Annotated in this window: 24 protein-coding genes; 17 read left to right on the plus strand and 7 right to left on the minus strand. The window is 60.2% G+C overall.

Translation table 11 applies throughout. The features are described 5' to 3' along the window. Positions 1–24 precede the first annotated feature (24 nt). Positions 25–933, minus strand: coding sequence for a flagellar protein MotY (locus ACYZUM_RS19880; RefSeq protein ID WP_086791774.1), 909 nt, complete (start codon positions 931–933; stop codon positions 25–27). 160 nt (positions 934–1,093) lie between these two features. Here ACYZUM_RS19880 and pyrC point away from each other — a divergent pair, with 160 nt between their 5' ends. Further along, positions 1,094–2,140, plus strand: coding sequence for a dihydroorotase (pyrC, locus tag ACYZUM_RS19885; RefSeq protein WP_047296199.1), 1,047 nt, complete (start codon positions 1,094–1,096; stop codon positions 2,138–2,140). Beyond that, positions 2,137–2,814: a ribonuclease T gene (gene rnt / locus ACYZUM_RS19890; RefSeq protein WP_003227721.1), complete on the plus strand. Its 678-nt coding sequence runs from the start codon at positions 2,137–2,139 to the stop codon at positions 2,812–2,814. The genes pyrC and rnt overlap by 4 nt, the downstream gene beginning before the upstream one ends. Positions 2,815–2,888: 74 nt before the next feature. Here the strand turns inward: rnt and ACYZUM_RS19895 are convergent, their stop codons facing one another. Next, a complete protein-coding gene (locus ACYZUM_RS19895; RefSeq protein ID WP_007963972.1) occupies positions 2,889–3,491 on the minus strand; it encodes a peroxiredoxin in 603 nt (200 codons plus the stop codon). 314 nt (positions 3,492–3,805) lie between these two features. Between ACYZUM_RS19895 and ACYZUM_RS19900 the strand changes: the two genes are divergently transcribed. Both ACYZUM_RS19900 and bfr read left to right on the plus strand, forming a co-directional pair. Beyond that, positions 3,806–4,024, plus strand: a complete 219-nt coding sequence (locus tag ACYZUM_RS19900) for a bacterioferritin-associated ferredoxin (RefSeq protein ID WP_003227725.1) — start codon at positions 3,806–3,808, stop codon at positions 4,022–4,024. A gap of 200 nt (positions 4,025–4,224) precedes the next feature. Next, a complete protein-coding gene (gene bfr, locus ACYZUM_RS19905; protein WP_007963971.1) occupies positions 4,225–4,698 on the plus strand; it encodes a bacterioferritin in 474 nt (157 codons plus the stop codon). Positions 4,699–4,882: 184 nt separating this feature from the next. Here bfr and grxD read toward each other — a convergent pair whose 3' ends face one another. From grxD to ACYZUM_RS19920, 3 genes are all read right to left on the minus strand, one after another. Then, positions 4,883–5,224, minus strand: coding sequence for a Grx4 family monothiol glutaredoxin (gene grxD / locus ACYZUM_RS19910; RefSeq protein WP_003227729.1), 342 nt, complete (start codon positions 5,222–5,224; stop codon positions 4,883–4,885). A gap of 97 nt (positions 5,225–5,321) precedes the next feature. Continuing rightward, complete coding sequence (locus ACYZUM_RS19915; protein ID WP_473061098.1) at positions 5,322–7,427, minus strand: molybdopterin oxidoreductase family protein; 2,106 nt, start codon at positions 7,425–7,427, stop codon at positions 5,322–5,324. 137 nt (positions 7,428–7,564) lie between these two features. Beyond that, entirely contained in the window at positions 7,565–7,855 is a 291-nt protein-coding gene (locus ACYZUM_RS19920) for a hypothetical protein (RefSeq protein WP_473061099.1), read from the minus strand. 404 nt (positions 7,856–8,259) lie between these two features. Between ACYZUM_RS19920 and argF the strand changes: the two genes are divergently transcribed. Beyond that, on the plus strand, positions 8,260–9,180 hold the full coding sequence (gene argF / locus ACYZUM_RS19925; RefSeq protein WP_047296204.1) for an ornithine carbamoyltransferase: 921 nt from the start codon (positions 8,260–8,262) through the stop codon (positions 9,178–9,180). Then, complete coding sequence (locus ACYZUM_RS19930) at positions 9,177–10,286, plus strand: ABC transporter ATP-binding protein (RefSeq protein WP_473061100.1); 1,110 nt, start codon at positions 9,177–9,179, stop codon at positions 10,284–10,286. Before argF ends, ACYZUM_RS19930 begins: the two co-directional genes overlap by 4 nt. Positions 10,287–10,474: 188 nt before the next feature. Here the strand turns inward: ACYZUM_RS19930 and ACYZUM_RS19935 are convergent, their stop codons facing one another. Together ACYZUM_RS19935 and ybaK are read right to left on the minus strand one after the other, a co-directional pair. Continuing rightward, a complete protein-coding gene (locus ACYZUM_RS19935; RefSeq protein ID WP_473061101.1) occupies positions 10,475–11,257 on the minus strand; it encodes a PhzF family phenazine biosynthesis protein in 783 nt (260 codons plus the stop codon). A 95-nt stretch (positions 11,258–11,352) separates the two neighbouring features. Beyond that, positions 11,353–11,823, minus strand: coding sequence for a Cys-tRNA(Pro) deacylase (ybaK, locus tag ACYZUM_RS19940; RefSeq protein ID WP_041068352.1), 471 nt, complete (start codon positions 11,821–11,823; stop codon positions 11,353–11,355). A gap of 362 nt (positions 11,824–12,185) precedes the next feature. Here ybaK and ACYZUM_RS19945 point away from each other — a divergent pair, with 362 nt between their 5' ends. The 11 genes from ACYZUM_RS19945 (at position 12,186) to ACYZUM_RS19995 (ending at position 24,908) form a co-directional block, all read left to right on the plus strand. Beyond that, a complete protein-coding gene (locus ACYZUM_RS19945; protein WP_027612073.1) occupies positions 12,186–13,037 on the plus strand; it encodes an MIP/aquaporin family protein in 852 nt (283 codons plus the stop codon). A 78-nt stretch (positions 13,038–13,115) separates the two neighbouring features. Continuing rightward, positions 13,116–14,618: a glycerol kinase GlpK gene (glpK, locus tag ACYZUM_RS19950; protein WP_041068348.1), complete on the plus strand. Its 1,503-nt coding sequence runs from the start codon at positions 13,116–13,118 to the stop codon at positions 14,616–14,618. A 238-nt stretch (positions 14,619–14,856) separates the two neighbouring features. Further along, positions 14,857–15,612 carry a DeoR/GlpR family transcriptional regulator gene (locus ACYZUM_RS19955; protein ID WP_007916700.1) on the plus strand — a complete coding sequence of 252 codons (756 nt, stop codon included), beginning with the start codon at positions 14,857–14,859 and terminating at the stop codon, positions 15,610–15,612. Between the two features lie 246 nt (positions 15,613–15,858). Further along, positions 15,859–17,394 carry a glycerol-3-phosphate dehydrogenase gene (gene glpD, locus ACYZUM_RS19960; RefSeq protein ID WP_473061102.1) on the plus strand — a complete coding sequence of 512 codons (1,536 nt, stop codon included), beginning with the start codon at positions 15,859–15,861 and terminating at the stop codon, positions 17,392–17,394. 464 nt (positions 17,395–17,858) lie between these two features. Next, positions 17,859–18,785 carry a glutamate/aspartate ABC transporter substrate-binding protein gene (locus ACYZUM_RS19965; RefSeq protein ID WP_108183679.1) on the plus strand — a complete coding sequence of 309 codons (927 nt, stop codon included), beginning with the start codon at positions 17,859–17,861 and terminating at the stop codon, positions 18,783–18,785. A gap of 191 nt (positions 18,786–18,976) precedes the next feature. Further along, on the plus strand, positions 18,977–19,723 hold the full coding sequence (locus ACYZUM_RS19970) for an amino acid ABC transporter permease (protein WP_041068336.1): 747 nt from the start codon (positions 18,977–18,979) through the stop codon (positions 19,721–19,723). Further along, positions 19,723–20,394 (plus strand): amino acid ABC transporter permease, encoded by a 672-nt coding sequence (locus tag ACYZUM_RS19975; RefSeq protein WP_003227756.1) that lies wholly within the window; start codon positions 19,723–19,725, stop codon positions 20,392–20,394. The genes ACYZUM_RS19970 and ACYZUM_RS19975 overlap by 1 nt, the downstream gene beginning before the upstream one ends. After that, positions 20,391–21,125, plus strand: coding sequence for an amino acid ABC transporter ATP-binding protein (locus tag ACYZUM_RS19980; protein WP_041068333.1), 735 nt, complete (start codon positions 20,391–20,393; stop codon positions 21,123–21,125). The genes ACYZUM_RS19975 and ACYZUM_RS19980 overlap by 4 nt, the downstream gene beginning before the upstream one ends. Positions 21,126–21,343: 218 nt before the next feature. Continuing rightward, on the plus strand, positions 21,344–23,245 hold the full coding sequence (gene aauS / locus ACYZUM_RS19985) for a two-component sensor histidine kinase AauS (protein WP_047296219.1): 1,902 nt from the start codon (positions 21,344–21,346) through the stop codon (positions 23,243–23,245). Continuing rightward, a complete protein-coding gene (aauR, locus tag ACYZUM_RS19990) occupies positions 23,242–24,570 on the plus strand; it encodes a two-component response regulator AauR (RefSeq protein ID WP_473061103.1) in 1,329 nt (442 codons plus the stop codon). The genes aauS and aauR overlap by 4 nt, the downstream gene beginning before the upstream one ends. An 8-nt stretch (positions 24,571–24,578) precedes the next feature. Then, the gene (locus ACYZUM_RS19995) at positions 24,579–24,908 is read left to right on the plus strand and encodes a GlpM family protein (RefSeq protein ID WP_198758263.1); all 330 of its coding nucleotides are present in this window, start codon (positions 24,579–24,581) and stop codon (positions 24,906–24,908) included. Positions 24,909–24,915: the final 7 nt, after the last annotated feature.

Genomic DNA, 24,915 nt, shown 5'->3' on the forward strand with positions numbered 1-24,915 from the left:
GACAGCGCGACGATGACCGGCGGGTCAGGAAGTCGCTGCAGCATTGGCAGGCGTACTGGCTTGCGGGGCTGGTGCGGTGGTCGGCGCCACTCGCGCCAGCTTCACGCTGACCCGGCGATTCTTCGCCCGGTTAGCTGCATTGTTGTTCGGCACCAGCGGGTATTGCTCGCCGTGGAAACGCACGGTGATCTGCGATTCGGCGATGCCGTTGGCCTTGAAGAAGTCGACCACCGCCAGCGCGCGCCGGCGCGACAGTTCACGATTGGTCAGACGATTACCGCTGTTGTCGGAATAGCCATCCAGTTCGATGTGATTGACCGTCGGGTCGGCCTTCATGAACTCGAGCATCACCTGCAGCCTGGCCTTGGCGTCGGCATCCAGATCGGTGCCTTCGCCAGGAAAGCCTATCTGCGAGTGTTTGACCTGATCGAAATTCTGCGGCAGCAGCTTCGCCACGCATGTCTGGTATTCGTTGAACGCCTTGCTGAACTTGACCGGCAACAGACGCACTTCCGAAACCCGGCCATCGCCGGACGCACGGCGCACCACCGGACTGCGGCCGTCCAGCAAGCCACTGATCAGTCCGCCGGCCTGGGATTGCGAACTGTTGAACAGCACGTTACCGGTGCCGATCCTCACGCTGCCCAAATTGATGTCGTTGCGCCCCGGCTGCCAGGGCGCGGCCGCCGCGAGCAACGTCGCCGAACCGCCGCCGAGCATGGCGTTGTAGGCATTGAGGCGGAATATCGCCTGCTCGCCGGCCTTGCGCACGAACTGGCCCGAGCCGAAATCGGTGATCGGCTGGGTCAGACGGCACTCGAACTTGTCGCCCTCGACCGTCCACTCAATGTTCTCCAGACGCGTCTGGTAGGTGAGCGCCATCGCGGGGAGGCTGGCAAACACACTGAGCAAGGCTAAATATCGCTGGCGCACGGGAGGCTCCATTGGCTTCTGTAACACAAAGACCGATTCACACTATGTTTACGGCATACCTACGGGCTATCGGAAGGTTCCAGCAAAACTTGATAGCGAGTGCCTGCAAGAGTCTTTTCCGGTAGCATTCCCCTCAGTTTGACCCGCCTGGAATCCCCTCATGTCCGACCGCCTGACCCTGCTGCGTCCCGACGACTGGCACATTCATCTTCGCGATGGTGCCGTGTTGACCAATACCGTTGCCGATGTGGCGCGCACCTTTGGCCGCGCCATCATCATGCCCAACCTGGTACCACCGGTGCGCAACGCCGCTGAAGCCGATGGCTATCGCCAGCGGATTCTCGCTGCCCGCCCGGCCGGCAGTCGTTTCGAACCGCTGATGGTGCTGTACCTCACCGACCGCACCCAGCCCGAAGAAATTCGTGAGGCCAAGGCCAGCGGTTTCGTGCACGCCGCCAAGCTGTACCCGGCTGGCGCCACCACCAACTCCGATTCCGGAGTCACCAGCATCGACAAGATCTTCCCGGCGCTGGAAGCCATGGCCGAAGTCGGCATGCCGCTGCTGATCCACGGCGAAGTCACCCGTGGCGATGTCGATGTCTTCGACCGCGAAAAGATTTTCATCGATGAGCACATGCGCCGGGTGGTCGAGCGTTTCCCGACGCTCAAAGTGGTGTTCGAACACATCACCACCGGCGACGCCGTGCAGTTTGTCAACGAAGCCTCGGCCAACGTTGGCGCGACCATCACCGCGCATCACCTGCTGTACAACCGCAACCACATGCTGGTGGGCGGGATCCGGCCGCACTTCTACTGCCTGCCGATCCTCAAGCGCAATACCCATCAGGAAGCCCTGCTCGACGCGGCCACCAGCGGCAGCGCGAAGTTCTTCCTCGGCACCGACTCGGCGCCGCACGCCCAGCACGCCAAGGAAGCCGCCTGCGGCTGCGCCGGCTGCTACACCGCGTACGCCGCCATCGAGCTGTATGCCGAAGCGTTCGAGCAGCGTAACGCGCTGGACAAGCTCGAAGCGTTTGCCAGCCTGAACGGCCCGCGCTTCTACGGTCTGCCGGCCAACACCGATCGCATCACCCTGGTTCGCGAAGAATGGACCGCCCCAACCAGCCTGCCATTCGGCGAGCTGAACGTTATCCCGCTGCGCGCCGGTGAAAAACTGCGCTGGCGCCTGCTGGAGGAACACGCGTGAGTGAAGACCATTTCGACGACGAACTGGACGGTCAAGGTGGCGGCGGCGGTTCCCGTCATCCAATGGCAGCGCGTTTTCGCGGCTACCTGCCGGTTGTCGTCGACGTAGAGACCGGTGGCTTCAACTCGGCCACCGACGCTCTGCTGGAGATTGCCGCGACCACCATCGCCATGGATGAAAAGGGTTTCGTTTACCCGGACCACACCTACTTCTTCCGCGTTGAGCCGTTCGAAGGCGCGAACATTGAAGCGGCAGCGCTGGAATTCACCGGGATCAAGCTCGATCACCCGCTGCGCATGGCGGTCAGCGAAGAAACCGCGCTGACCGACATCTTCCGTGGCGTGCGCAAGGCGCTGAAGGCCAATGGCTGCAAGCGCGCGATCCTGGTCGGGCACAACAGCAGTTTCGACCTTGGCTTCCTGAATGCCGCCGTGGCGCGTCTGGACATGAAGCGCAACCCGTTCCATCCGTTCTCCAGCTTCGACACCGCGACGCTGGCCGGCCTGGCTTACGGTCAAACCGTGCTGGCGAAAGCCTGTCAGGCCGCCGACATCGACTTCGATGGCCGTGAAGCGCATTCGGCGCGTTACGACACCGAGAAGACCGCCGAGCTGTTCTGCGGCATCGTCAACCGCTGGAAACAGATGGGCGGCTGGGAAGACTTCGACGACTGATCCTCGTCGGGTATTTCCTACGCATGAAAAAACCGGCCACTTGGGCCGGTTTTTTTGTACCTCGACGTTGCGCCTTACAGGGCAGCAGCGTTCTCGGTCAGATAAGCCGCGACGCCTTCTGGCGAAGCGTTCATGCCTTTGTCGCCTTTCTTCCAGTTGGCAGGGCAAACTTCGCCGTGCTCTTCGTGGAATTGCAGAGCGTCGACCAGACGGATCAGCTCTTCCATGTTACGACCCAGCGGCAGGTCGTTGATGATCTGCGAACGGACGACGCCCTTGTCGTCGATCAGGAACGCGCCACGGAAAGCCACGCCGCCTTCGGACTCAACGTCGTAGGCCTTGGCGATTTCGTGCTTCATGTCGGCAGCCATGGTGTATTTCACCTGGCCGATGCCGCCGTTGTTGACCGGGGTGTTGCGCCAGGCGTTGTGGGTGAAGTGCGAGTCGATCGACACGGCGACCACTTCCACATTGCGCGCCTTGAAGTCAGCCATGCGGTTGTCCAGAGCGATCAGCTCGGACGGGCAGACGAAGGTGAAGTCCAGCGGGTAGAAGAACACCAGGCCGTATTTGCCTTTGATGGCCGAGGACAGAGTGAAGCTGTCAACGATCTCGCCATTGCCGAGTACGGCCGGGACGGTGAAGTCAGGGGCTTGTTTGCCTACGAGTACGCTCATGGATATCTCCTGGTGAATAACTTTGAAGTTCAGGGTCCGGGCCAGCCTGCCACCCTCAGGCGACAGCCCTGTGACACGAACCCTCTTCGCAAGGGCCGACCATCATACACTGCGTTTTTCGCCTGTCCTTAACGGTTTTTTGCCCAAGGCCGATAACGGACCCGCATTTTCGGGGCCAGGCCATTCGCCATTAATCACCGTTCGTCAGTGCCCCGCCTTTCGATCGAAAACCATTCAGAAAGCACTTTGACAATCATTCTCGTTAACATTAAGATCCATCGCAATTGAGTCACAACCAGCGACGGTTCTCACTTATGTATGTTTGCCTCTGCACTGGCGTCACCGACGGACAGATCCGCGAAGCGATCTATGAAGGTTGCTGCAGCTACAAAGAAGTCCGCCAGGCCACTGGCGTCGCCAGCCAGTGCGGCAAATGTGCCTGCCTGGCCAAGGAAGTGGTTCGCGAAACCCTGACCAAGCTGCAAACCGCTCAGGCCGCGATCCCCTATCCGGTAGAATTTACGGCTGCGTAATTACCCAGATTTCGAAGAACCGGACTTATGTCCGGTTTTTTTATGTCCGCAAATCAAGTGCTTAGGTGCCAGACGCGGAACACAAACATTCTTATTCAGATTTAATTTCATTTATTATTCAATAACTTAGGTTTGACACTTATAAGTACCAAGCTCAAACTCCGCCTTATATACGGCTATTACAGGGCAGGACTCCCATCATGAAAGGCGACATTACAGTCATCCAGCATCTCAACAAGATCCTTGCCAATGAGCTGGTCGCGATCAATCAGTACTTCCTGCATGCGCGCATGTATGAAGATTGGGGCCTGAACAAGCTGGGCAAGCACGAGTACCACGAATCCATCGACGAGATGAAACACGCGGACAAGCTGATCAAGCGCATCCTGTTCCTCGAAGGCCTGCCGAACGTGCAGGATCTGGGCAAGCTGCACATCGGCGAGCACACCCGGGAAATGCTGGAGTGTGACCTGCGCATCGAGAAGACCGGCCACGCCGACCTGAAAGCCGCCATCGCCCATTGCGAATCGGTTGGCGACTTCGGCAGCCGTGAACTGCTTGAAGACATTCTCGAATCCGAAGAAGAGCATATCGACTGGCTGGAAACCCAACTGGGTCTGATCGATAAAGTCGGTCTCGAGAACTATCTGCAATCGCAGATGGGCGAGGAGTAGGAGCTGCCGCAGGCTGCGATCTTTTCAGATTGCACCGGCAACTCGCGTTAACTTTTCCAGCGCACTAAAAAGCCCCGCCCTCTTTCGAGGTGCGGGGCTTTTTATTGGCTGAAGATCAAAAGATCGCAGCCTCGTTTCACTCGACAGCTCCTACAGCAGAAGCATGTGCCGAGTGAAAGCCGGATCAGGCTTCGGACTTGGCCGCAGCCGCCTTGGCCGATGCTTCCTTGACCAGAGTCTGCAGCTCACCGTTGGCGAACATTTCAGCCATGATGTCGCTGCCGCCGACCAGTTCACCACCAACCCACAGTTGCGGGAAAGTCGGCCAGTTGGCGTACTTTGGCAGGTTGGCGCGGATTTCCGGGTTCTGCAGGATGTCGACGTAGGCGAACTTCTCGCCACAGCCCATCACAGCCTGCGCAGCTTTCGCGGAAAAGCCACACTGTGGGGCATTCGGCGAGCCTTTCATGTAAAGCAGAATGGTGTTGTTGGCAATCTGCTCTTTAATCGTTTCGATGATATCCATGGAGCACCTCGGCTGAACTTTCCGACTCATGGGTCGGCACGGTGACGCATTGTAACGGAATCCCGAGCGCGCTGCTCGGTCTCCCCGACAGGCATATTCAAGCCGCCACCACCGTCACCGGCACGCCATTGAGCGCCGCGTTGCCCGACAGCTCGTCGAGCTGGCATTCATCGGTCAGGTCGTTGGCGCTCGACCCCGGTTGACCGCTGGCGATCGCCATCTGCACGCCCGGGCGCGCGTGCCCCCAGCCATGGGGCAGGCTGACCACGCCTTTCATCATGTCCAGGCTGCCGAGCACCTCCACTTCGATCTGTCCGACCCGCGAACTGACGCGCACCAATTGCCCGTCGTCGAGCCCTCGACTGGCCAGATCGTCCGGGTGCATCAGCAGTTGATGACGCGGTTTGCCCTTCACTAGCCGATGGTAATTGTGCATCCACGAATTATTGCTGCGCACATGGCGCCGACCGATCATCAACAACTCATCGGCTGCCGGCGCCTGCAAGGCCGCAAAGCGTGCGAGATCAGCGAGGATCTCAGGCGGCGCAGCCTGCACCCGTTGATCTGGCGTCTTGAGGCGAGCGGCAAGATTCGGTTTCAACGCCCCAAGATCAATCCCGTGCGGATGATCGAACAATGTCGCCAATGACAGCTTCCGATCGGACGTATCGCCATACAGCCCCATGCGCAGGCCCATATCGATCATCTGCGCCGGCGGCAAGGTCGGTTTCAGTTCCTTGCCGGTCTTTTCGGCAAAGGCTTTGGCCAGGCCGACGAAGATCTCCCAATCGTGCAACGCACCCTTTGGTTTGGCGAGAATCGCCCGGTTGAAGCGAGTGACATTGCGCACCGCGAACAGGTTGAACGTAGTGTCGTAGTGATCGTTCTCCAGCGCCGAGGTCGACGGCAGGATCAAATCGGCGTAACGCGTGGTTTCGTTGATGTACAGGTCGATGCTGAGCATGAACTCCAGACCGTCCAGCGCCTGCTCCAGTTGCCGGCCGTTGGGCGTCGACAACACCGGATTGCCGGCCACTGTGATCAGCGCGCGAATCTGCCCTTCGCCTTCAGTGAGCATCTCTTCGGCCAGCGCCGAGACCGGCAGCTCGCCGCCGTACTCGGGCCGTCCGGACACCCGGCTCTGCCATTTGTTGAAATGCCCGCCCGAGGTCGACGCCACCAGATCCACCGCCGGCTCGGTGCACAACGCGCCGCCCACCCGGTCAAGGTTGCCGGTGACCAGATTGATCAACTGCACCACCCAGTGACACAAGGTGCCGAACGCCTGAGTTGAAACGCCCATGCGCCCGTAGCACACCGCACTCGGTGCCGCAGCGAAATCCCGCGCCAGTTGGCGGATCTGTTCGGCCGGCACCGCACACAGCGGACTCATGGCTTCGGCAGTGAAGGTTGCGACGGCTGCGCGCACTTCATCAAGGCCATCAACCGGCAAGTGGCTGTCACGGGTCAGGCCTTCGCTGAACAAGGTGTTGAGCACCCCGAACAAAAGCGCCGCGTCGCCACCAGGCCGCACGAACAGGTGCTGATCGGCGATGGCCGCCGTTTCGCTGCGCCGTGGATCGACCACCACCACTTTGCCGCCGCGCGCCTGAATCGCCTTCAGGCGCTTCTCGACATCCGGCACGGTCATGATGCTGCCGTTGGACGCCAGCGGGTTGCCGCCGAGGATCAGCATGAAATCGGTGTGATCGATGTCCGGGATCGGCAGCAGCAAGCCATGGCCGTACATCAGGTAACTGCTCAGGTGATGCGGCAACTGATCGACCGAAGTCGCCGAGAAGCGATTGCGCGTCTTCAGCAGGCCGAGAAAGTAGTTGCTGTGAGTCATCAGCCCATAGTTGTGCACGCTGGGGTTGCCCTGATAGACCGCCACCGCATTCTGCCCGTGACGCTCTTGAATCGCCGCCAGACGCTCGGCCACCAGTGCAAAGGCCTCGTCCCACTCGATCGGCAGCCATTCGCTGCCGACCCGGCGCATCGGCTGACGCAGGCGATCGGGGTCATTCTGGATGTCTTGCAAGGCCACGGCCTTGGGGCAGATATGCCCGCGACTGAAGGTGTCGAGGGCATCGCCCTTGATCGAGGTGATCGCAACGTTGCCATCGGATTCGGTGGTCTCGATGGTCAGGCCGCAGATGGCTTCGCATAGGTGGCAGGCGCGGTGATGGAGAGTCTTGGTCATGGCCAGTCTCTGTCTTGTTCTGGGCAGGCAACGGGCATGCCTGCGGGAACAAAACTATGGCCCGTGCAAGGGAGCGATGCCAGCGATGTTCGTCTTGTGAATCGACGGCTATCAGGCGAGCCGATAGCCTGTCAGGTTCAGTTGGACGGCAGCTGCGGCGGCGCCTGCAACTGGATTTCCTGAATGGTCTCGATCTGCTCGTGAGCGATGTGCACGCCGGTGAGTTCGCCGATCAGCCGCCAGTGCTCGTCGAGCCCGGCACTGATGGTCGCCATGCGATCGATCATGTGACGGCCGGCGGTCTTGACCACTTCGTCTTCGCTGCGCAGCAGTTCGAAGGACATTGAGGTCACCGACGCGGTGAGATGGGTCAATGAGCGAGCCGTGTGACCCAGCAGTTCCATTAACAGTTTTTCTTTCGATTCCATGCGGAGGCTTCCTGCGTCGCTCGAAACTTATTTATAACCCAGCACTTTGCTTTAGCAAATGTTTCAGCCCGAGCATCCGACCAAGTGATGGCATGGAGCCACGGTCGCAAACCGACCCAGGCGACTCGATCCCCGCCACGCTGAATTGCCAAGCCCTGCAAGGCCGGTGTACAAAGAGGCTCGTGGCGGCCTTGAACTGGGCTTCATGTGTCCGACAGCAAGATCCGATACACCCTCCGAATCCCGCAAAATCCGTAGCCTATTGGCGTAACGCGACATTTAGTGTCAATATCGCGCCTTCCCCTATTTCGTCGCCCCGTGCGGCTTACGCCGCAGGTCTCGCCCGTTGTTCCGTTAAACAAGGCTTTGAGCATCTGCGGTTTGTAACAAAAAGGTAGTCAATGATGAGCGCAAGGCACTTTCTCTCCCTGATGGATTGCACGCCCGAAGAGCTGGTCAGCGTGATCCGTCGAGGCGTTGAGCTCAAGGACCTGCGTAACCGCGGCGTACTGTTCGAGCCGCTGAAAAACCGCGTCCTGGGGATGATCTTCGAGAAATCCTCGACCCGTACCCGGATCTCCTTCGAGGCCGGCATGATCCAGCTCGGTGGCCAGGCGATCTTCCTGTCGCCGCGTGACACCCAGCTGGGCCGTGGCGAGCCGATTGGCGACTGCGCCATCGTCATGTCGAGCATGCTCGATGCGGTGATGATCCGTACCTTTGCCCACAGCACCCTGACCGAATTCGCCGCCAACTCGCGCGTGCCGGTGATCAATGGCCTGTCCGATGACCTGCACCCGTGCCAGTTGCTGGCCGACATGCAGACCTTCCTCGAACACCGTGGCTCGATTCAGGGCAAGACCGTGGCGTGGATCGGCGACGGCAATAACATGTGCAACAGCTATATAGAAGCGGCGATCCAGTTCGACTTCCAGTTGCGCGTTGCCTGCCCGCAAGGCTACGAGCCCAATCCTGAGTTCGTCGCCCGCGCCGGCGATCGCGTGACCATCGTCCGTGATCCGCAAGACGCCGTGCGCGGTGCGCACCTGGTGAGCACTGACGTCTGGACTTCGATGGGTCAGGAAGAGGAAACTGCCAAGCGCCTGAAGCTGTTTGCACCGTTCCAGGTGACCCGCGCCCTGCTCGATCTGGCGGCTGAAGATGTGCTGTTCATGCACTGCCTGCCGGCGCACCGCGGTGAAGAAATCAGCCTCGACCTGCTCGATGACCCGCGCTCCGTTGCCTGGGATCAGGCAGAAAACCGTCTCCACGCACAGAAGGCCCTGCTTGAGTTCCTCGTCGAACCGGCATATCACCACGCATGAGTCATGAATTACTGCTGAACCTGCGCAACCTCGCTTGCGGCTACCAAGATCAACGCGTGGTGCAGAACCTCAATCTGCACCTCAACGCCGGCGACATCGGCTGCCTGCTCGGCTCGTCCGGCTGCGGCAAGACCACCACCCTGCGCGCGATTGCCGGTTTCGAACCGGTGCACGAAGGCGAAATCACTCTCGGTGGCGAAACCATTTCCAGCGCCGGTTTCACTCTGGCCCCGGAGAAACGCCGGATCGGCATGGTGTTCCAGGACTACGCACTGTTCCCGCACCTCAGCGTCGCGGACAACATCGCCTTCGGGATCCGCAAGCACCCGAACAAGGCGCGCATCACCGAAGAGCTGCTGGAACTGGTCAACCTGAAGAACCTCGGCAAACGCTTCCCGCACGAGCTCTCCGGCGGCCAGCAACAACGCGTCGCCCTCGCCCGCGCCCTGGCGCCAGAACCGCAACTGTTGCTGCTCGACGAACCGTTCTCCAACCTCGATGGCGAACTGCGCCGCAAGCTCAGCCACGAAGTGCGCGACATTCTCAAGGCCCGTGGCACCAGTGCGATTCTGGTGACCCACGACCAGGAAGAAGCCTTCGCCGTGAGCGATCACGTTGGCGTATTCAAGGAAGGCCGGCTGGAACAGTGGGACACACCCTACAATCTCTACCACGAGCCGGCGACGCCGTTTGTTGCCAGTTTCATCGGCCAGGGTTACTTCATTCGCGGCCAGCTCGGCAGCCCGGAATCGGTGCAGACCGAACTCGGCGAACTGCGCGGCAACCGGGCCTATACCTGGCCGGTGGGCGGCGCGGTGGATGTGTTGCTGCGTCCGGATGACATCGTTTATGCGCCGGACAGCGCGTTGAAAGCACGCATCGTCGGCAAGACCTTCCTCGGTGCCTCGACCCTGTATCGCCTGCAACTGCCGACCGGCGCGCAGCTGGAATCGATCTTCCCCAGCCATGCGGACCATCAGGTGGGTACGGATGTCGGGATTCGGGTTGCTGCAGAACACCTGGTCCTGTTCCAGGCATCGGGCAGCACCGCCGCACAAATCCCGGCAGTGGAAAACGGCGTCCGCCGCTACAGCACCGCCCTCTGATCAAACAGAACATCGGAGTGTGGAGGTTTTTTGTGGTGAGGGGATTTATCCCCGATGGGGCGCGAAGCGGCCCTTTAACCTGCACCGCGGAGTGCCTGGCACTGTGCAAGTAATGGTTTGGGGCTGCTGCTCAGCCCATCGGGGATAAATCCCCTCACTACAAAGGCTCACTCCAACAAAGTCTTGCGTTAACCGAGGATCAGTGTACCGCTGGCCACCAGCGTCGCATTCCCGCCGATCTTCACCCGCTCCCCCTCCAGCCGACAGAACAACTCCCCGCCCCGCGCCGAACGCTGGCACGCGGTCAGGCTCGACTTGCCCAGACGTTTCGACCAGTACGGAATCAAGCTGCAATGCGTCGAACCAGTGACCGGGTCTTCGTTGATACCAATGGCCGGCGCGAAATAACGCGAGACAAAATCATGCTGATTGCCGCGCGCCGTCACGATGGCGCCGAGCCACGGCAGTTTCGCCAGCGCGACCATGTCCGGTGTGCAGTCGAGCACTGCCTGCTCCGACTCCAGCACCACGAACAACTCGTTGGAACCGAGCACATCCACCGCCTCGACACCCAGCGCACGCTCGACATCCAGCGTCACGCCAATCGCTGATGGCACGATTGACGGAAAGTCCAGCCACAGGCGATCGCCTTCGCGGCTGACGCTCAACGGCCCGGACTTGCAGGTGAAGTCCAGACGCTCGACGTTTTCCTTGTAGACCTCGAACAACACGTGGGCACTGGCCAGCGTCGCATGCCCGCACAATGGCACTTCGGTGGTCGGAGTGAACCAGCGGACGTGCCACGCGGCGCCTTCGCGCACCACGAACGCGGTTTCCGCCAGATTGTGTTCGGCGGCGATCTTCTGCATCAACTCATCCGCAAGCCATGCGTCGAGCCGATACACCATCGCCGGATTGCCACTGAACGGCCGGTCGCTGAACGCGTCGACCTGATGAAACTCAAGCTGCATAACCTTCTCCCTAAGTCCGTGGGCAGAGCATGCGGCGCGGGCCGGTTCAGCGCCAGTGACAGAACCGGCCAATTTTCTTCATACAGAATTCAGCGTTATACCCGACCGATGTCGGCAAATTTGGCCTGGGTGTGCTCGGCGAGCACGGCGGGCGCCAACTCGACCTCCAGGCCGCGTCGGCCAGCACTGACATAAATAGTCGCAAAACCCTGAGCCGAGTTATCGATGAAGGTGCGCAGACGCTTCTTCTGCCCCAGCGGACTGATCCCGCCCAGCAGGTAACCGGTGGAACGCTGCGCCGCCGCCGGGTCAGCCATTTCGACTTTCTTCACGCCCGCCGCGTGTGCCAGCCCCTTGAGATCAAGGCTTCCGACGACCGGTACCACCGCGACCAGCAATTCACCTTTTTCGCTGGCAGCGAGCAACGTCTTGAACACCTGCGCCGGCTCCAGCGCCAGTTTCTCTGCGGCCTCCAGCCCGTAGGACGCGGCCTTCGGGTCATGTTCGTAACTGTGCACGCGATGTTCGGCACGAACTTTTTTCAACAAGTCCAACGCAGGGGTCATGGCAGCTCCAGGCTCGGCATCAACAGAAAAATCCTGCGCCGGATTCTAGGTCATCACAACGCAAAAGGCTCTAGCGCAAGCCCCGTTTTCCGGGCTTTGCGCATGAGCCGCCAGGCTATCGCCGCCGCCATCGGCAGGACCATTCAGCAGGTTGATAGTTGAATTGTGACCGATGGTTCACTTTCGACCTTTGACAGGTTTGTTTCTTGTCTATATTTTTTCGAATCTGAATAATGTAAGAATTATCGGCACCGCAGCACCCAGCAGTAAACCGGGAACAGGATGGGGATCCTGCCCCGGGGAAAATCGCGCCTTGCCCTGACGGCAAACGCGCCAGACAACAACAAAAACCGAGGTTTTCAATGACAACTGCTTTACAGCAACCATCGCTTTCCGGCCAATGCCTGGCCGAGTTTCTGGGGACTGCACTTCTGATCTTTTTCGGCACTGGCTGTGTCGCCGCGCTCAAAGTCGCGGGCGCCAGCTTCGGTCTGTGGGAAATCAGTATCATCTGGGGCGTCGGCGTGAGCATGGCGATCTACCTGACCGCCGGCGTTTCCGGCGCGCACCTGAACCCTGCCGTGAGTATCGCCCTGAGCATTTTCGCCGACTTCGAAAAGCGCAAACTGCCGTTCTATATCCTGTCGCAGATCGCTGGCGCCTTCTGCGGCGCGCTGTTGGTTTACACGCTGTACAGCAATCTGTTCTTCGATTACGAACAAACTCACCACATGGTGCGTGGCACCGCCGCCAGCCTCGAATTGGCCTCGGTGTTCTCGACGTTCCCCAATCCTGTGCTGTCTACCGCCCAGGCGTTCCTGGTCGAGATGATCATCACCGCGATCCTGATGGGCGTGATCATGGCCCTGACCGACGACAACAACGGTCTGCCGAAAGGCCCGATGGCCCCGCTGCTGATCGGCTTGCTGATTGCCGTGATCGGCAGTTCGATGGGCCCGCTGACCGGTTTTGCGATGAACCCGGCACGGGACTTCGGTCCGAAACTGATGACTTTCTTCGCCGGCTGGGGTGAAATTTCCTTCACTGGCGGCCGCGATATTCCGTACTTCCTGATACCGATTTTTGCACCGATTGTCGGTGCCTGCCTCGGCGCCGCCGGGTATCGCGGGCTCATTGCCCGTCACCTGACCGGCGCCACACCTGCTACAAAGGATGCAGAACCGGCCATTGACGGCAAACCAAGAACTTCTTGAAACAGTCGGCGCGGGCTCCTGCCCATTTAGAACCCGCGCCACGGCCCACTCTCCCTTATTTCGTCCAAGGCAATCGACATGACCGACATTCAGAATAAGAACTACATCATTGCCCTCGATCAGGGTACGACCAGCTCCCGCGCGATCATCTTCGACCGCGACGCGAACGTGGTCTGCACCGCCCAGCGCGAATTCGCCCAGCATTACCCGCAAGCCGGTTGGGTCGAGCACGATCCAATGGAAATCTTTGCCACCCAGAGCGCGGTGATGGTCGAAGCGCTGGCCCAAGCCGGTCTGCATCACGATCAGGTCGCCGCCATCGGTATCACCAACCAGCGTGAAACCACGGTGGTCTGGGACAAGACCACCGGCCGTCCGGTGTACAACGCCATCGTCTGGCAGTGCCGCCGCAGCACCGAGATCTGCCAGCAGCTCAAGCGCGATGGCCATGAAGAGTACATCCGCGACAACACCGGTCTGGTCACCGACCCGTACTTCTCCGGCACCAAGCTGAAGTGGATCCTCGACAACGTCGAAGGCAGCCGCGAACGTGCGCGCAACGGCGAACTGCTGTTCGGCACCGTCGACAGCTGGCTGATCTGGAAATTCACCGGCGGCAAAGTGCACGTCACCGACTACACCAACGCCTCGCGCACCATGCTCTTCAACATCCACTCGCTGGAGTGGGACTCGAAGATGCTGGAAATCCTCGACATCCCGCGCGAGATGCTCCCGGAAGTGAAAGCGTCTTCGGAAATCTACGGTCGCACCAAGAGCGGCATCGCCATCGGCGGTATCGCCGGTGACCAGCAAGCGGCACTGTTCGGCCAGATGTGCGTCGAGCCGGGCCAGGCAAAAAACACCTACGGCACTGGCTGCTTCCTGCTGATGAACACCGGCGACAAAGCGGTGAAGTCGCAGCACGGCATGCTCACCACCATCGCTTGCGGCCCGCGTGGCGAAGTGGCTTACGCTCTGGAAGGCGCAGTTTTCAACGGTGGCTCGACCGTGCAGTGGCTGCGCGATGAACTGAAGATCGTCAACGACGCTCACGACACCGAATACTTCGCCAACAAAGTGAAGGACAGCAACGGCGTGTACCTGGTACCGGCGTTCACCGGTCTGGGCGCTCCGTACTGGGACCCGTATGCCCGTGGCGCACTGTTCGGCCTGACGCGCGGCGTGCGCGTGGATCACATCATCCGTGCCGCGCTGGAATCGATCGCCTACCAGACCCGCGACGTGCTCGACGCCATGCAACAGGACTCCGGCGAACGCCTCAAGGCCCTGCGCGTGGACGGCGGCGCGGTCGCCAACAACTTCCTCATGCAGTTCCAGGCCGACATCCTCGGCACCCAGGTCGAGCGCCCGCAAATGCGCGAAACCACGGCACTGGGCGCGGCGTATCTGGCCGGTCTGGCGTGCGGTTTCTGGGGCAGCCTGGAAGAACTGCGCGGCAAAGCGGTAATCGAGCGGGAGTTCGAACCGAGCCTGGACGAAGTCGAGAAAGAGAAACTGTACAAAGGCTGGAAAAAAGCCGTCAGCCGCACCCGTGACTGGGCGCGTGAAGACGCTGAATAAGCCAGTCTGAAGACTGACTTAAGCTGTCCAAACAGCGTGAAAGCGTAGCGAGCGAAGGCAAGACAAGGCAAAAACAGGCGAGGACGCGGAGTTTACGGGTTTGTAAATGAGCAGTCCGAGCCTGTTTTTAACGCAGGATTGCCGAGCGCAGTAGCTTTCACGTTGTTTGGAAACTGGTCGGGAGGAGATTCCTGCGTCATCATGGGCAAATTTTGCACGGCAGCCCAAAGGAAGCCCCATGAATCTGCCTCCCCGTCAGCAGCAAATCCTCGAGCTGGTCCGCGAACGCGGCTATGTGAGCATCGAGGAAATGGCCACGCTGTTCGTTGTGACCCCGCAAACCATCCGCCGCGACATCAATCAGCTCGCGGAAGCCAATCTGTTGCGTCGCTACCATGGCGGCGCGGCCTACGATTCCAGCGTCGAAAACACCGCCTATGCGATGCGCGCCGATCAGATGCGCGACGAAAAACAACGCATCGGTGAAGCCATCGCGGCGCAGATCCCCGATCACGCCTCGCTGTTCATCAACATCGGCACCACCACCGAATCGATTGCCCGCGCCCTGCTCAATCACAACCATCTGAAGATCATCACCAACAACCTGCACGTCGCCTCAATGCTCAGTGCCAAGGATGATTTCGATGTGCTGCTGACTGGCGGCAACGTGCGCCGTGACGGCGGCGTGGTCGGTCAGGCGAGTGTGGATTTCATCAATCAGTTCAAGGTCGATTTTGCGCTGGTGGGCATCAGCGGCATCGACGAAGACGGCAGCCTGCTCGACTTCGATTATCAGGAAGTACGCGTGTCGCAGGCGATCATCGCCAACGCGCGGCAGGTGATTCTGGCGGCGGACTCCAGCAAGTTCGGGCGTAACGCGATGATCCGCCTCGGTCCGATCAGCCTGATCGACTGCCTGGTGACCGATCAGCAGCCGGTGCCGGCACTGGCGCAATTGCTGAGCCAGCACAAGATTCGCCTGGAAGTCGTTTAATCCCCCAAGATCAAAAGATCGCAGCCTTCGGCAGCTCCTACATGGATCCATTTGACCTGTAGGAGCTGCCGAAGGCTGCGATCTTTTTGCTTTTAATGTTCGAATATTTTCTTTTAGCCGCCCTTCGATGAGTTTTTTCAATCGAAGGCGACTGGCTGCGCGCGTCTTTATGGGCTACCATTTTCGCAAATGAACATTTATGTTCGATTTCCAAGACAGAAAATCAAAAGAGCCCGAGGCCAGCCGATGTCCACCTCTACCTTGCGTACGCCCCCGATTGCCGAGATCTATGATGTTGCCGTGATTGGCGGCGGGATCAATGGCGTGGGGATTGCAGCGGATGCCGCCGGTCGCGGTCTTTCGGTGTTCCTTTGCGAAAAGGATGACCTGGCCAGCCACACTTCGTCGGCCAGCAGCAAGCTGATCCACGGTGGCCTGCGCTACCTCGAACATTACGAATTTCGTCTGGTACGTGAAGCGCTGGCCGAGCGCGAAGTGCTGCTGGCCAAGGCGCCGCACATCGTCAAGCCGATGCGATTTGTGCTGCCGCATCGCCCGCACCTGCGTCCGGCGTGGATGATCCGCGCGGGCCTGTTCCTTTATGACAACCTCGGCAAGCGCGAAAAGCTGCCAGGTTCGAAAAGCCTGAAGTTCGGCGCCGACAGCGCACTGAAAAGCGAAATCAAGAAAGGCTTCGAATACTCCGACTGCTGGGTCGATGACGCCCGCCTCGTTGTGTTGAATGCGATGGCTGCTCGTGAACACGGCGCGCACATTCACACCCAGACCCGTTGCGTCAGCGCCCGCCGCGCCAAGGGCCTGTGGTACCTGAACCTGGAACGCGCCGATGGCAGCCTGTTTTCGATCACCGCCAAAGCGCTGGTGAACGCCGCCGGTCCATGGGTCGCCAAGTTCATCCGTGACGACCTGAAGATGGAATCGCCGTACGGCATTCGTCTGATTCAGGGCAGCCACATCATTGTGCCGAAGCTGTACGAAGGCGATCACGCGCATATCCTGCAAAACGAAGATCAGCGCATCGTTTTCACTATTCCGTACCTGAACCACTTCACTCTGATCGGCACCACCGACCGTGAGTACACCGGCGATCCGGCGAAAGTGGCAATCACCGACGGCGAAACCGATTACCTGCTGAAAGTGGTCAACGCGCACTTCAAGAAGCAGATCAGTCGCGACGATATCCAGCACAGCTACTCGGGCGTGCGCCCGCTGTGCAATGACGAATCCGACAACCCGTCGGCCGTGACCCGCGACTACACCCTGGCCCTGTCTGGCGGCGGCGAAGAGGCACCGCTGCTGTCGGTGTTCGGCGGCAAGCTGACCACCTACCGCAAGCTCGCAGAGTCGGCGATGGCCCAGTTGATGCCGTACTTCACCCAGATGCGCCCGAGCTGGACCGCTACCGCGACCCTGCCCGGCGGTGAAGACATGACCACCCCACAAGCCTTGAGCGCACAGATCCGCGACAAGTTCGACTTCGTCCCGAGCGAAATCGCTCGCCGCTGGGCCACCACCTACGGCAGCCGCACCTGGCGCATGCTCGAAGGCGTGGAAACGCTGGCCGACATGGGCGAACACCTCGGCGGCGGGCTCTATACCCGTGAGGTTGACTACCTGTGCAGCGAAGAATGGGCGACCACGGCGCACGACATTCTGTGGCGTCGCAGCAAACTGGGCCTGTTCACCACCCCGGCCGAGCAGGAGAAACTGGCGGCCTACCTGGGCAAGGTCGAGCAGAACCGCAAGACTGAAGCGGCCTGACGTTTACAGCGCTTGAAACGAAGCCCCTGAATCTCACGATTCAGGGGCTTTTTTGTTATCCGGGCCGGCCACTTTACCTGTGGCGAGGGAGCTTGCTCCCGCTGGGTCGCGTAGCGGCCCCATTCATAAAAGCGGGCCTGCTGCGCAGTCCAGCGGGAGCAAGCTCCCTCGCCACAAAGGTCGCGCTGCCGAAAACAACCGACGATAGATCGTTCGGTTTTCCGAACGCGACCTCACGGTCGATTCGGATAACCGGATCAATTTCAGTCAAAAACATTAACTAAAAACTTTAATTTCCTTATTAATCAATCAGTTGATCCACCGCAACTGGTCTGGCACGACTCATGCTCTACACTCTCTCGACGAATGCCTGCCGTGCCAACACTTCAGGAGCCGTCAGGCATTCGAAGCACAAAAGGGCCGACGAACTGGCTCCATAAAAAAAACAATTCGAGGAAAATTTGATGCGCATCGTTCCCCCTATCCTGGGCGCAGCCATTGCGGCCGCTCTGATCAGCACACCAGTTTTCGCCGCCGAACTCACCGGCACCCTGAAGAAGATCAACGATTCCGGCACCATCACCCTCGCTCACCGCGACAGCTCCATCCCGTTTTCCTACATCGCGGATGCTTCCGGCAAGCCAGTGGGCTACTCCCACGACATTCAAGTGGCCATCGTTGAAGCCCTGAAAAAAGACCTGAACAAGCCAGACCTGCAGGTCAAGTACAACCTGGTGACCTCGCAAACCCGTATCCCGCTGATCCAGAACGGCACCGCTGATATCGAGTGCGGCTCGACCACCAACAACGCCGAACGCGCCCAACAGGTCGACTTCACCGTCAACATCTTCGAAATCGGCACCCGTCTGCTGGTCAAGAAAGACAAGGATGGCAACCCGTCCTACAAAGACTTCGCCGACCTCAAGGGCAAAAACGTCGTGACCACCGCCGGCACCACGTCCGAGCGCATCATCAAAGCGATGAACGCCGACAAGCAGATGGGCATGAACATCATCTCCGCCAAGGACCACGGCGAATCCTTCAACATGCTGGAAAGCGGCCGCGCCGTTGCCTTCATGATGGACGACGCCCTGCTGGCCGGTGAAGAAGCCAAGGCCAAGAAGCCGACTGACTGGGTCATCACCGGTACGCCACAGTCCTTCGAAGCCTACGCGTGCATGGTGCGTAAAGACGACCCGGCGTTCAAGAAAGCGGTGGATGACGCCATCGTCGGCCTGTACAAGTCCGGTGAAATCAACAAGATCTACAAGAAGTGGTTCGAAAGCGCGATTCCACCGAAAGGCCTGAACCTCAACTTCCCGATGAGCGACAAGGTGAAAGAGCTGATCGCCAATCCGAGCGACAAGCCTGCGCCTGACGTAAAAATCTGATTCCTGACTAACCTGTCGTCTGAGGGAGCAACCTCCCTCAGACGTCTGTTACTACCTGCTGGCTTTACTGTGGAACACTCGACCAGGCGGTTTCCGAGCCGATCGCGTGTGCCCGACGTTCAACGTCGGACGGGAAAGGATCTTCCCCAAGCGGGTGCTTGTACATCGATCGATTTCGAGGGGAGACCCTAATGAATTACAACTGGGACTGGGGCGTGTTCTTCAAGTCCACCGGCGTGGGCAGCGAGACGTATCTCGACTGGTTCATTTCCGGTCTGGGCTGGACCATTGCCATCGCCGTCGTGGCCTGGATCATCGCTTTGCTGCTGGGCTCCATTCTGGGGGTCATGCGCACCGTGCCGAGCCGCCTCGTGTCGGGCATCGCGACGTGCTATGTCGAGCTGTTTCGCAACGTGCCGCTGCTGGTTCAGCTGTTCATCTGGTACTTCCTGGTGCCCGACCTGCTGCCGCAAAACCTGCAGGACTGGTACAAACAGGATCTGAACCCGACCACCTCGGCCTACCTGAGCGTCGTCGTGTGCCTGGGCCTGTTCACCGCCGCCCGGGTCTGCGAGCAAGTGCGCACCGGCATCCAGGCGTTGCCACGCGGCCAGGAATCCGCCGCCCGCGCCATGGGTTTCAAGCTGCCGCAGATCTACTGGAACGTGCTGCTGCCCCAGGCCTACCGCATCATCATTCCACCGCTGACCTCGGAATTCCTCAACGTGTTCAAGAACTCCTCCGTGGCGTCCTTGATCGGCCTGATGGAACTGCTGGCGCAAACCAAACAGACCGCCGAGTTCTCGGCCAACCTGTTTGAAGCCTTCACCCTGGCCACGCTGATCTACTTCACCCTGAACATGAGCCTGATGTTGCTGATGCGCATGGTCGAGAAGAAAGTCGCAGTGCCTGGCCTGATCTCCGTGGGGGGTAAATAATGGACTTCGATTTCAGCGGCATCATCCCCGCGATCCCGGGCCTGTGGAACGGCATGGTTATGACCTTGCAACTGATGGTCATGGGCGTGGTCGGCGGCATCGTGCTGGGGACGATCCTCGCGCTGATGCGCCTGTCGTCCAGCAAACTGCTGTCCCGCGTGGCCGGCGCCTATGTGAACTATTTCCGCTCGATCCCGCTGCTGCTGGTGATCACCTGGTTCTACCTGGCGGTACCGTTCGTGCTGCGCTGGATCACCGGCGAAGACACCCCGATCGGCGCGTTCACGTCTTGCGTCGTAGCCTTCATGATGTTCGAAGCCGCGTACTTCTGTGAAATCGTCCGTGCCGGCGTGCAGTCGATCCCCAAAGGCCAGATGGCCGCCGCACAAGCGATGGGCATGACCTATGGCCAGACCATGCGTCTGATCATCCTGCCCCAGGCGTTCCGCAAGATGACCCCGTTGCTGCTGCAACAGTCGATCATCCTGTTCCAGGACACCTCTCTGGTCTACACCGTGGGCCTGGTGGATTTCCTCAACTCCGCCCGCTCCAGCGGCGACATCATCGGTCGTTCCAACGAGTTCCTGATCTTTGCCGGTGTCGTTTACTTCATCATCAGCTTTTCCGCCTCGCTGCTGGTCAAGCGTCTGCAAAAAAGGTTTGCCGTATGATCTCCATCAAGAACATCAACAAGTGGTATGGCGACTTCCAGGTGCTGACTGATTGCAGCACCGAGGTCAAGAAAGGCGAAGTGATCGTGGTCTGCGGCCCGTCGGGCTCGGGCAAGTCGACCCTGATCAAATGCGTCAACGCGCTGGAGCCGTTCCAGAAAGGCGACATCGTCGTCGATGGCACCTCGATTGCCGACCCGAAGACCAACCTGCCGAAACTGCGCTCGCGCGTCGGCATGGTGTTCCAGCATTTCGAGCTGTTCCCGCACCTGACCATCACCGAAAACCTGACCATTGCGCAGATCAAGGTATTGGGCCGCAGCAAGGAAGAAGCGACCAAAAAAGGTCTGCAACTGCTGGAACGCGTTGGCCTGTCGGCGCATGCCCACAAGCACCCGGGGCAACTGTCCGGCGGTCAGCAGCAGCGTGTGGCGATTGCCCGTGCGCTGGCGATGGACCCGATCGTCATGCTGTTCGACGAACCGACCTCGGCGCTCGATCCGGAAATGGTCAACGAAGTGCTCGACGTGATGGTGCAACTGGCCCAGGAAGGCATGACCATGATGTGCGTAACCCACGAAATGGGCTTCGCCCGCAAAGTGGCTGACCGCGTGATTTTCATGGATGCCGGCAAGATCATCGAAGACTGCAAGAAAGAAGAGTTCTTTGGCGACATCAGCCAACGCTCCGAACGCGCGCAGCATTTCCTCGAGAAAATCCTGCAGCACTAAAAGCAACACCGATTTGCCCTTGTGGCGAGGGAGCTTGCTCCCGCTGGGTCGCGCAGCGACCCCAAAACCTGCCAATGCGATCTATCTGAAACACCGCATTGAATGGATTTACGACTGCTTCGCAGCCGAGCGGGAGCAAGCTCCCTCGCCACAGGTTCCAGGCTCGACCAAACCAGTGCGTCGTCCGCGGCAGCGCTGGTTGACCCAAGGCAACTGTGATGAAATGCGACCCCAATCTCTATCGCGCAGCGCCGCCATCACTTGCCGTGAAGCCTCGTCTGATTCGCCATCTGTTTCTGCCGCCACTGATCATCGTGCTGATGATCGGACTGGGTTACGCCGGTTTCTGGACCAGTGAACATTTCGGCATCCGCAGCCTCAGCGAAAACGGCCAGCGTCAGCTTGAACTGCACGCGCGCACCGTCGAAAGCGAGATCAGCAAATACACCTACCTGCCCAGCCTGCTGGAACTGGAAACCAGCGTCCCGCAATTGCTGGCCGACCCGACCCCGGAGCACCGGCAAACGGTCAATGCTTACCTTGAAGGCCTGAACCGGCGCAGCCGCAGTCGGGCCATCTATGTCATGGACACCACCGGCCGCGTGATGGCCACCAGCAACTGGCGCGACGTCGACAGCTACCTCGGTGAAGACCTGTCGTTCCGCGCCTATTTCCAGAAAGCCGTGCGCGGCGAGCCCGGACGTTTCTACGGCATCGGCAGCACCAGCGGCGAACCCGGTTATTACCTGGCCCACGGCCTGGAAGAGCACGGCAAGATCATTGGCGTCGCCGTGGTCAAAGTGCGTCTCGAAGCCTTGGAAGAACGCTGGCAGCGCGCCCGTCTGGAAGCCTTCGTCAGCGACGAGAACGGCATCATCATTCTTTCCAGCGATCCGGCGCGGCGCCTGAAATCGGTGGTTCCGCTGAGCGATGAAACCAAAGAGAAGCTCGCCCGCAGCCTGCAGTATTACTGGTTCCCGCTCAACGAACTGCAACCACTGGCCCGCGAAACCCTGGCCGAAGGCGTGGAGAAACTGACCTTCCCCGCCAACAGCGAAGTGAGCGCCGATGACGACAGCATCAGCTATCTGGCCCAGACCCGGCCACTGAGCGACACACCGTGGAATTTCACCTTGCTCACGCCGTTGCAGGACCTGCGCCGCGAAGCGATCAACCAAGGCATTCTGGTGGCGGTGGCGTTCGCTCTGGTGGCGTTTTTGCTGATTGCCTGGAACGAGCGGCGCAAGGTCATCGCCACCCGCCTCGCCGCTCGCGAAGCCTTGCAGGAGGCCAACAGTCAACTCGAACGACGGATCACCGAACGCACCGGCGACCTGCGCGCCAGCAACGAACGCCTCAAGAGCCAGATCCGCGAACGACGGCAGGCCGAAGAAACCCTGCGCCGCGCTCAGGACGAACTGGTGCAGGCCGGCAAACTCGCAGCCATCGGCCAGATGTCGACCAGCATCGCCCACGAATTGAACCAGCCGCTGGCGGCGATGCGCACCCTCTCTGGCAACACCATTCGGTTCCTCGAACGCGGCCAGCTCGACGTCGCCAGCACCAACCTCAAGACCATCAATGACCTGATCGACCGCATGGGCCGAATCACGGCCAGCCTGCGCTCGTTCGCCCGACGCGGTGACGACAAGGGCCAGGCCAGTCTCGGCAAAGCGGTGGACGCCGCGCTGCAGGTGCTGGGTGCCAGGGTCGAGAGCGCGTCACTGCAACTGCATCGGCAATTCATCGACGTGCAAGTGCAGATCGACCAGACCCGCCTCGAACAGATTCTGGTCAACCTGATCGGCAATGCCCTCGACGCCATGCAGGCGCAGCCGCAGCCGGAACTGTGGCTGGAGGGCGAAGAGTTCAACGGCAAATATCGTCTGCGGGTGCGCGACAACGGCCACGGCGTCGATGCCGAGGCGCGCAAGCATCTGTTCGAGCCGTTCTTCACCACCAAACCCGGCGAACAGGGCCTGGGCCTCGGCCTGACCCTCTCCGCCAGCCTCGCCGCCGCCACCGGCGGGCACCTGGGTGTCGAACATCCGGCCAGCGGCGGCACCACCTTCGTCCTCAGTTTACCGTTGGTAAGCCCTACTCCTGCCGAGCCAATATGAACCACGACCTTAGTGTGCTGATCGTCGAAGACGACCCCCATGTGCTGCTCGGCTGCCAGCAGGCACTGACCCTGGAAGACATTCCCTGCATCGGTGTCGGCAGCGCCGAAGAAGCGCTGGAGCAGGTTGGCGACAACTTCGCCGGCATTGTCATCAGCGACATCCGCCTGCCGGGCATCGATGGCCTCGAACTGCTGACCCGCCTCAAGCAACGCGACCGCAGTCTGCCGGTGGTGCTGATCACCGGTCATGGTGACATCTCAATGGCGGTCGGTGCGATGCAGAAAGGCGCCTACGATTTCATGGAGAAACCGTTCTCGCCGGAGCGTCTGGTCGACGTCGCCCGCCGCGCACTGGAGCAACGCAGCCTCGCCCGCGAAGTCTCGTCGCTGCGTCGGCAACTGGCTGAACGCGACTCCCTCGAAGGCCGGATCATCGGTCGTTCCCCAGCGATGCAGAACCTGCGCGAGCTGATCGCCAACGTCGCCGACACCTCGGCCAACGTATTGATCGAAGGCGAGACCGGCACCGGCAAGGAACTGGTCGCCCGTTGTCTGCACGACTTCAGTCGTCGGCATGCCAAGCAGTTCGTCGCGCTAAACTGCGGCGGCCTGCCGGAGAACCTGTTCGAAAGCGAGATTTTCGGCCACGAAGCCAACGCCTTCACCGGCGCCGGCAAACGGCGTATCGGCAAGATCGAACACGCCGACGGCGGCACGCTCTTCCTCGATGAAGTGGAAAGCATGCCGCTGCCGTTGCAGATCAAACTGCTGCGGGTGTTGCAGGAACGCACCCTCGAACGCCTCGGCTCGAACCAGAGCGTGGCGGTGGATTGCCGGGTGATTGCGGCGACCAAATCCGACCTCGACGAAGCGAGCAAGGCCGGCGAGTTTCGCAGCGACTTGTACTACCGCCTCAACGTGGTGACGCTGGAACTGCCGCCGCTGCGCGAGCGCCGCGAGGACATCCTGCAACTGTTCGAACACTTCACCCAGCAGTCGGCGCTGCGTTTCGACCGCGCGTTGCCCGAGCTGGACAACCAGACCCTGTCAAACCTGATGAGCCACGACTGGCCGGGCAACGTGCGCGAACTGCGTAACGTCGCCGAGCGCTTTGCCCTCGGCCTGCCGGCGTTCAAGAAGTCCGGCGCCAGCAGCGGCGGTCAGGGGCTGGCGTTCGCCGAAGCGGTGGAAGCCTTCGAGCGCAATCTGCTCAATGACGCCTTGCAACGCAGTGGCGGCAACCTGACCCAGGCCAGCCTAGAGCTGGGCATGGCCAAGACCACGCTGTTCGACAAAGTGAAAAAATACGGGTTGAGCCACTGATGGATCTGATACTCAAAGCGGCACTCGGCGCAGCAGTGGTGGTGATCCTCGCCGCGCTGTCGAAGACCAAAAACTATTACATCGCCGGACTGGTGCCGCTGTTTCCGACCTTCGCGCTGATTGCCCACTACATCGTCGGCAAGGGCCGTTCGGTCGATGATCTGAAGGCGACCATCGTGTTCGGCATGTGGTCGATCATTCCCTACTTCATCTATCTGGCGACGCTGTACGTGATGGTCGACCGCATGCGCCTGGAAGCGTCACTGGCGGTGGCGGTGGTCGCGTGGTTGATCGCGGCGACCGTGCTGGTCTCGGTGTGGGTACGCCTGCACAGCTGATCACAGT

Source organism: Pseudomonas sp. m6p, assembly GCF_055760375.1.